Raw genomic sequence first — 7975 nt, 5'->3', positions numbered from 1 at the left:
CGCAAACGGCACCCCTGGCGCGAACACCAGCGCGCCATCGCGAGGCCCGATTCACCGAGCCCCAGCACGAGCACCATCGGCCTTTGCCGATCTCGAAACATCTCGCCGAACATCGCTTGCTTTCCCTCTTCCTTTTGCGTTCGCGTTTGCGTTTGCGTTTGCGTTTCTTTTTGCGTCTATCTGATGACCGTTAGCCGCGCGCCTTAGCGCAGCTTCAACGTCGACAATCCAAACAGACAAAGCATCAACGTGATGATCCAGAAGCGCACGACGACCTGCGTCTCTTTCCAGCCCGACAATTCGAAGTGGTGATGAAGCGGCGCCATCTTGAAGATGCGCCGCCCTTCGCCGTAGCGCTTCTTCGTGTACTTGAACCAGACCACCTGCAACATGACCGAAAGCGTCTCGGCCACGAAAATCCCGCCCATGATGAAGAGCACGATCTCTTGCCGGACGATGACGGCGATCGTGCCGAGCGCGCCGCCGAGCGCCAGCGCGCCGACGTCGCCCATGAAGACCTGCGCCGGGTGCGTGTTGTACCAGAGGAAGGCGAGCCCCGCGCCGCCCATCGCGGAACAGAAAATCAGCAGTTCGCCCGCGCCTGGAATGTGCGGAAACAGCAGATACTTCGAATACACCGAGCTGCCCATCACGTAAGCGAAGACGCCGAGCGATGCACCGACGAGCACGACGGGCATGATCACCAGACCGTCCAGGCCATCCGTCAGATTGACGGCGTTGCTGGCGCCGACGATCACGAGGTACGTCAACGCGATGAAGCCCCACACGCCGAGCGGATAGCTGATCGACTTCAGGAACGGCAGCATCAAGTCGGCCCGTGCCGGCAGCCCCATCGACAAACCGCTCCGCACCCATGCCATGAACAAGTCGAACACGCGGACGTTGCTGGCCTCGGACACGCTGAAAGCCAGGTACACGGCGGCGAACAAACCGATCACCGACTGCCAGAAATACTTCTCGCGCGAGGACATGCCGCGCGGGTCCTTATAGACGACCTTGCGATAATCGTCTACCCAGCCGATCACGCCAAAACCGAACGTCACGAGGATCACGATCCAGATGAAACGGTTCGTCAAATCGGCCCACAGCAGCGTCGAGATAGCGATCGCGAGCAGAATCAGCACGCCGCCCATCGTCGGCGTGCCCGATTTGACGAGGTGCGTTTGCGGCCCGTTGGTGCGCACCGCTTGTCCGACCTTCATCTCCGTCAGCTTGCGAATCACCCACGGCCCGCAGACGAGCCCGATCACGAGCGCGGTGATGGTGGCCATCACCGCGCGAAACGTCAGATAGCTGAATACGCGCAAAAAGCTTGCGTCGTTCTGCAGCCATTGCGCCAGCACCAGCAGCATGCTCTTCCTTCTCTTTCAGTGCGTGTCGGGCACGGCGCCCGGCACGGCAGGGGGTTGTTGAGCGGTCAGCGCGTCGACGACGCGCTCCATCCGCATGAAACGCGAGCCCTTCACGAGCAGCGTCGCGCTCGATCCGATGCCCGCTTGCAGCACGTATTCGATGAGCGCGGCGGCGTCAGCGAAGTGGCGTGCGCGGCCCTCGCCGGCACTCGAATCCGCCGCGTCGAATGCCGCGCACGAATCGCGGGCGGCGTCGCCGAGCGCGAGCAGGACATCGATACCGCGCTCGCGCGCGTACGCGCCGACTTCGCGATGAAACGCCGGGCCGTTGTCGCCCACTTCGCCCATATCGCCCATCACGAGTACACGCGGCGCACTGCGTGCCGCCAGCACGTCGATCGCCGCACGCATCGAATCGGGATTCGCGTTGTAGGTATCGTCGATGACGACGGCGCCGGCCAACGTTCCCACCGCCGCACGCTTCGTCTGCAGCCGGCCCTTCACCGGTGAAAACGCTTCGAGACCGCGCGCAATCGCATCGAGCGGGACGTTCGCGGCAAGCGCGGCAGCCGTCGCCGCCAACGCGTTGCGGGCGTTGTGATCGCCCAGCGCTTGCAGCGTTGCCTCGAACTCGCCTGCCGGCGTGCGCACATGCAAGCGGTTGCCTTCGAGCGCACCCGTGACTGCCGCAGCCGCTGCTGCGCCATCGCGCGAAGCGTCTTCGAGCGCGAAATCGACGATCGGGTTCCCGGTGGCCGCCGTACGCCAGATTCCGGCGTAGGCGTCATCGGCCGGAAATACGGCGACGCCATCGGCGCGCAACGCGTGAATGACGCTTGCGTGTTCGAGCGCGACCGCTTCGACGGTCGCCATGAATTCCTGATGCTCACGCTGCGCATTGTTGACGAGCGCGATAGTGGGCAAGGCGATCTTGGCGAGGACATCCGTTTCGCCAGGATGGTTCATCCCCACCTCGATCACGGCCAGCCGATGCGCCGGCGTCAAACGCAGCAACGTCAGCGGCAATCCGACGTCATTGTTGAAGTTGCCGGCCGTGGCGAGCCGCGAGGATTCGCCGACGGCCTGCGCGAAAATCGACGCGATCATCTCCTTGACGGTCGTCTTGCCGTTGCTGCCCGTGACCGCGACGAGCGGCAGCGCGAATCGATTGCGCCAGCCGCGCGCAAGCGCGCCGAGCGCAACCCGGGTGTCCGGTACGATGAGCGCCGGCGCCTGCCAGCCATCCGGCAAGCGCGTCGCGAGCACGGCGCTTACGCCGCGCGCGGCGACCTCGGGCAGAAAGTCGTGCGCATCGAATCGATCGCCCTTCAACGCGACGAACAAGTCGCCGGCAGCGGCCGTTCGGCTGTCGGTACTAATACGGTCGAATACCGTCGCGCCGTCGCCGGCCACCATGGCGCCCGGAATCAGTCGCGCGGCCTCGGCCAATGAAAGCAACGTCACTGCTCACCTCCGCGCGAATGCGTCGCACGCGCGGCGAGCGCGAGGCGGGCGTGGTCCTGATCGGAGAAAACGCGCTTCTTCCCCATGATTTCCTGTGTCGCCTCGTGCCCCTTGCCGGCCAGCAGCACAACGTCTTCTTTGGCTGCGCCGCGCACCGCCTGCAAAATCGCATTCGCGCGATCTTCAATACGGCGCGCCTTATCGGGATGCGTCATGCCCGCGACAATCTGATCGATGATCGAGGCCGGTTCTTCACTGCGCGGGTTGTCGCTGGTGACGACGACGGCGTCGGCGAGACGCTGCGCGATCGCCCCCATCAGCGGCCGCTTCGTGGCGTCGCGATCGCCCCCGCAGCCAAACATGCACACGAGCTGCCCACCGCGCGCCTGAGCCATCGGCCGCAACGCGTCGAGCGTCTTCTCGAGCGCATCGGGCGTGTGAGCGTAATCGACGACAACGAGCGGCTCGTCGTTTGCGATGCGCCCGCCGAGCCGCTGCATGCGCCCGTTCACCGGCTCGAGCTTGGCGAGCTGCGCGAGCGCATCGGTCAGCGGAATGTCGGCGGCCAGCAGCGCGCCGAGCACGGCCAACAGATTGCTGACGTTGAACTCGCCGAGCGTGCCAACTTCAACGTCGGCCGCGCCCCAATCCGAGGACAGGTGAAACGCCGTGCCGGTGGCTGTGGCGCGCACATTCGTCGCCACGAGCGCGGCATGGGCGCTCGGTGCATCGCTCGTCGCACCGATGCCGTACACGATCGTCGGCATGCGCGGTTGCGTGCGTGCAATGAGCCGGCGTCCGGCCGCGTCGTCGCGGTTGATGACCGCTGCCTTGAGCGTGGACCAATCGAACAGTTTCGCCTTCGCCGCCTCGTACGCCTCGAATGTATGGTGATAGTCGAGGTGATCCTGCGTGAGGTTGGTGAACACCGCGATATCGAACGCCGTGCCGTTTACGCGGCCTTGATGCAGCGCATGCGACGACACTTCCATCGAAACGGCGCGCGCGCCGGCCGCTGCGAGCTGCGCAAGCGAGCGTTGCATCTGGGGAGCGTCGGGCGTCGTGAAACCTGTATGAACGAGATGCCCCGACATACCCGTTCCGAGCGTACCGATCACGGCGCAAGGCTCGCCGAGCGCAGTCAGTGCGGCGGCGATCCACTGGGAACACGATGTTTTGCCGTTCGTCCCCGTTACGCCGATCGTTCGCATCGACTCGCTCGGGGCGCCGTACCAGCGGCTCGCGATTTCACCGGCCAAGCGATCGAGTTGCGGCACCGCATGCGCACGCGCGGGATCGACCGCCCCCGCAAAACCCTCGGGCTGGTAAAGCACGGCACCCGCGCCGCGCTCGAACGCGCTCGCGATGTGCGCTCGGCTATCGGCGCCGTCGACGGCATAGGCGAAAAAGACATCGCCGGCCGCGAGCGTGCGCGTGTCGGCGTGCAATTGTGCACCGGCCGCGGCGTGGGCGCGCAGCCAGTCGAGCGCATCGGAAAGCTCCCGGTGCATGGCGTCCTCTTCGTGGGGAGTGGTCATCGGACGACTCCCGGGTGTGCATGTGCATTGGCCGAGACCGTCATCGTCCGGGCGGTCGCAAACGCGGCGGCGTTGCCGGCGCCGGTGCCCGCGGCCTTGACGGAATCGTCGGAGACGACGAGCTGCTTGACCGGCATATCGGGCGGCACGTTCAACGCACGCAGCGTGTCGCCGACGATCCCGGAAAACACCGGGCCCGACACATAGCCGCCGAAGTGGCTGCCGGCGGTAGGTTGATCGATGGAGACGGCCACGACGATGCGCGGATTCGGCATCGGCGCCATCCCCACGAACGAAGCGCGATACTTCGAACGGTCGTAGCCGTGCGCAGTATGCACATACGCGGTACCGCTCTTGCCGCCGACGCGGTAACCGGGCACGGCCGCCTCGGGCGACGTGCCGTCCTTCGTCACGACCGATTCGAGCATCGTGCGCACTTCGCGCGCCGTGGTCGGCGAAAAGATTTGCGGACCCGTTGCCGGCTGATCCGAATTCGTCTTGAAGATCGACACGGGCATGATCTCACCGTCGTGGGCGATCGAGGTATAGGCGCGCGCGAGCTGGAACAGCGAGACCGACAGGCCATAGCCGTACGACATCGTCGCCTGCTCGATGCGGCGCCAGCTCTTCCAGGGGCGCAGCCGGCCGGCGGCCGCGCCCGGGAAGCCGACCTTCGGCGCTTGCCCTAGCCCGATGCTCGTATACATATTCCACATCTCTTCGGGCTTGAGCGTCATCGCGATTTTCGTCGCGCCGATGTTGCTCGACTTCTGCAGCACGCCGCCGACGTCGAGCACGCCGTTGGCGCTATCGTCGGTAATCGTCGCGCCGTCGAGCGTGAACTTGCCGTTGCCGGTATCGACGAGCGTATGAGGCGTGATCCGATGCAGATCGAGCGCGAGCGAAACCGTAAACGGCTTCATGATCGAGCCCGGTTCGAAGACGTCCGTGAGCGCACGATTACGCAGCTGTTCGCCGGTCAGCCGCGACCGGTCGTTGGGGTTGTACGTCGGATAATTGACGAGTGCGAGCACGTTGCCCGTGCGCACCTCCACGACGATCGCCGCGCCTGCCTTGGCCTTCGATTTCTCCACCGCCGCCTTCAGATTCGAATAAGCGATGTATTGAATCTTGCTGTCGATGGCCAGCTCGACGTCTTGCCCGTCGTGCGGCACGACCTGTTCGTCGACATCCTCGATGACACGCCCCATCCGGTCCTTGATGACGCGACGAATGCCGGGCGTACCCGAGAGGAGCTTCTGATCGCTGAGTTCGACCCCTTCCTGGCCTTCGTCTTCGACGTTGGTGAAGCCGACCAGATGAGCCGTGATTTCCCCTTCCGGATAAAAGCGCTTGTATTCAGTGCGCTGATAAATGCCGGGGATCTTCAAGGCCTCGATCTTATCGGCAACATCGACGGGGACTTGGCGCTTCACATAGACGAACGTTTTGTCCTCGGAAAGCTTGGTGCGCAATTCCTTTTGGGTCATGCCAAGCAATTTGCCGAGCGACGCGAGCTTGGCCGGCTCGAGATCATCCGGCACCGACTCGGGAATGGCCCAAATGGCGCGCACGGGCAGGCTCGTGGCGAGCACGAGACCGTTGCGGTCGAGAATCTTGCCGCGTGTGGCGGGCAACCCGATCGTGCGCTCGTAGCGGCTTTCGCCTTGCTTCTGATAGAAGGCGTTGCCCGGGCCCTGAATCCAGAACGCACGCGCCGCAAGCGCCACGAAAGCGGTGAAGAGCAGAAACACGACGAGTTTCGAACGCCACATCGGCAAACGCACCGATAGGACGGGGCTCGACGAGAACGTCACGCTTTTCGTCTTGGAGGCGTGCTTCATCGTGCGCCTCCGCGATTAGCGGCGCGCTTGCCAGCGCGCGGCTCGGGCGCACTGGCCGCCAACGTCGGAATGGACACGTTCTGGGCCTCGCTGGCACCGGGCGCGAGCGTCAGAAATTGCGTCTCGCCCGTGGAAGCGGGCTGCATCTTCAGGGTATCGGTGGCGAGCTGTTCGATGCGCGACGTTTTAGAGAGTGCGCTTTGCTGATACTGCAGCTGCGCATAGTCCTGCTGCAGTTGATGCTCCTGTGACTGTGCGCGTTCGAGCTGCACGAACAACTGACGTTGCTGGTTCGTGGCATTGACGACGGAAAGCGCGCAACCGAGAACGACGATCAGCAAGAATATGTTCAGACGGCTCATGGCGCGACGCGCTCCGCGACGCGCATGACCGCCGAGCGGGCACGCGGATTGGCTTCGACTTCAGCCGGGCTCGCAAAAATACGGCCAACGATTTTCAAGGGCGCGGCGGGCAAATCGACAGCGCGAATCGGCAAGCGACGATCAATCACAGGCGCACTCGCGTGCGCCTGCATGAATCGCTTCACGATTCGATCCTCGAGCGAATGAAAGCTGATGACCACCAGCCGCCCCCCTTGCTCCAACGACGATAACGCCGCCTCTAAAACGACTTGCAACTCCGCAAGCTCTTGATTGACGTGAATCCGTATAGCCTGAAAGGTGCGGGTGGCCGGATCCTTGCCCTTCTCACGGGTCTTGACTGCGCGAGCCACGATTTCGGCAAGCTCGCCCGTGCTTGAGAGAGGCCCGAGACGGTCGGACTCTGCCCGGCGAGCAACAAGCGCCTTTGCAATCTGAACAGCAAACCGTTCTTCCCCATAATCTCGAATGACCTCCGTCAGTTCCTGCTGGCTCGCCCGCGCCAGCCATTCGGCCGCGGATTCGCCCCGCGTCGGGTCCATCCGCATATCGAGCGGGCCGTCGGCTCGAAAGCTGAAACCACGCGCCGGATCGTCCAATTGCGGCGACGACACGCCAAGGTCCAGCAGCACGCCGGCTACCCGCCCAATCCCGCGCGTCGCCAACGCCGGCGCCAACGACGCAAAGCTCTCATGCACGATCTCGAAGCGCGGATCGCCGATTGCGCGCGCTGTCGCGATCGCAAGCGGATCCTTATCGAATGCGACAAGCCGCCCGGCCTCGCCGAGCTTCGCGAGTACCGCCCGGCTATGGCCGCCGCGCCCGAAGGTACCGTCGACATAAATGCCGTCCGGACGCGTCACCAACGCATTCACCGCTTCGTCCAGCAGCACCGTGCGATGCTGCAATTCGTTTTCCATCGCAGCGCCTTATCTCAACCCGCGATCAAAACGTGAAATTCTTCAGCGCGTCGGGCATGCCCTGCGCCATCGCCGCCTGCTCCTTGGCCGCGTACGTCTGCGCGTCCCACAGTTCGAAGTGGCTTCCCATGCCGAGCAACATGATTTCCTTTTCCAGTCCCGCGGCCATGCGTAATTCCGGCGAGACGAGAATGCGTCCCGCGCTATCGAGATCGACGTCGGAGGCGTTGCCGAGAAAAATGCGCCGCCACCAATGAGCATCCATCGGCAATGCGGCGATCTTGGTGCGGAAGATTTCCCATTCGGGACGGGGAAACAGCAATAGGCAGCCGTCCGGGTGCTTCGTGAGCGTCACCCGTCCTTGTGCCTCGCCTTGCAGCGCCTCGCGATACCGAGAGGGCACGGACATCCGCCCTTTCGCATCGAGCGTCAGCGCCGACGCCCCCTGAAACACCT

At 64.1% G+C, this 7975-nt stretch carries 7 protein-coding genes; all 7 read right to left on the bottom strand.

Going from position 1 to position 7975, the window contains the following annotated elements:
• Window positions 1-203 precede the first annotated feature (203 nt).
• From mraY to mraZ, 7 genes are read right to left on the bottom strand one after another with little or no spacing between them, the layout of a single operon-like run.
• The gene (gene mraY / locus ACTHL0_RS16660; protein WP_440567916.1) at window positions 204-1373 is read right to left on the bottom strand and encodes a phospho-N-acetylmuramoyl-pentapeptide-transferase; all 1170 of its coding nucleotides are present in this window, start codon (window positions 1371-1373) and stop codon (window positions 204-206) included.
• Between the two features lie 15 nt (window positions 1374-1388).
• Window positions 1389-2837: a UDP-N-acetylmuramoyl-tripeptide--D-alanyl-D-alanine ligase gene (locus ACTHL0_RS16655; RefSeq protein WP_440567915.1), complete on the bottom strand. Its 1449-nt coding sequence runs from the start codon at window positions 2835-2837 to the stop codon at window positions 1389-1391.
• Window positions 2834-4375 carry a UDP-N-acetylmuramoyl-L-alanyl-D-glutamate--2,6-diaminopimelate ligase gene (locus tag ACTHL0_RS16650; RefSeq protein WP_440567914.1) on the bottom strand — a complete coding sequence of 514 codons (1542 nt, stop codon included), beginning with the start codon at window positions 4373-4375 and terminating at the stop codon, window positions 2834-2836. Before ACTHL0_RS16650 ends, ACTHL0_RS16655 begins: the two co-directional genes overlap by 4 nt.
• Window positions 4372-6219: a peptidoglycan D,D-transpeptidase FtsI family protein gene (locus ACTHL0_RS16645; RefSeq protein ID WP_440567913.1), complete on the bottom strand. Its 1848-nt coding sequence runs from the start codon at window positions 6217-6219 to the stop codon at window positions 4372-4374. The genes ACTHL0_RS16650 and ACTHL0_RS16645 overlap by 4 nt, the downstream gene beginning before the upstream one ends.
• Complete coding sequence (ftsL, locus tag ACTHL0_RS16640) at window positions 6216-6581, bottom strand: cell division protein FtsL (RefSeq protein ID WP_440567912.1); 366 nt, start codon at window positions 6579-6581, stop codon at window positions 6216-6218. Before ftsL ends, ACTHL0_RS16645 begins: the two co-directional genes overlap by 4 nt.
• Window positions 6578-7519: a 16S rRNA (cytosine(1402)-N(4))-methyltransferase RsmH gene (gene rsmH, locus ACTHL0_RS16635; RefSeq protein ID WP_440567911.1), complete on the bottom strand. Its 942-nt coding sequence runs from the start codon at window positions 7517-7519 to the stop codon at window positions 6578-6580. Before rsmH ends, ftsL begins: the two co-directional genes overlap by 4 nt.
• A gap of 25 nt (window positions 7520-7544) precedes the next feature.
• Window positions 7545-7973 carry a division/cell wall cluster transcriptional repressor MraZ gene (gene mraZ, locus ACTHL0_RS16630; protein WP_121277287.1) on the bottom strand — a complete coding sequence of 143 codons (429 nt, stop codon included), beginning with the start codon at window positions 7971-7973 and terminating at the stop codon, window positions 7545-7547.
• Window positions 7974-7975: the final 2 nt, after the last annotated feature.

Origin of the sequence: Trinickia sp., from assembly GCF_051961175.1 — a bacterium.
Classification (GTDB): Bacteria; Pseudomonadota; Gammaproteobacteria; order Burkholderiales; family Burkholderiaceae; genus Trinickia.
The sequence above is the reverse complement of the archived record's forward strand: the minus strand, read 5'-3'. Positions and strand labels throughout refer to the sequence as shown.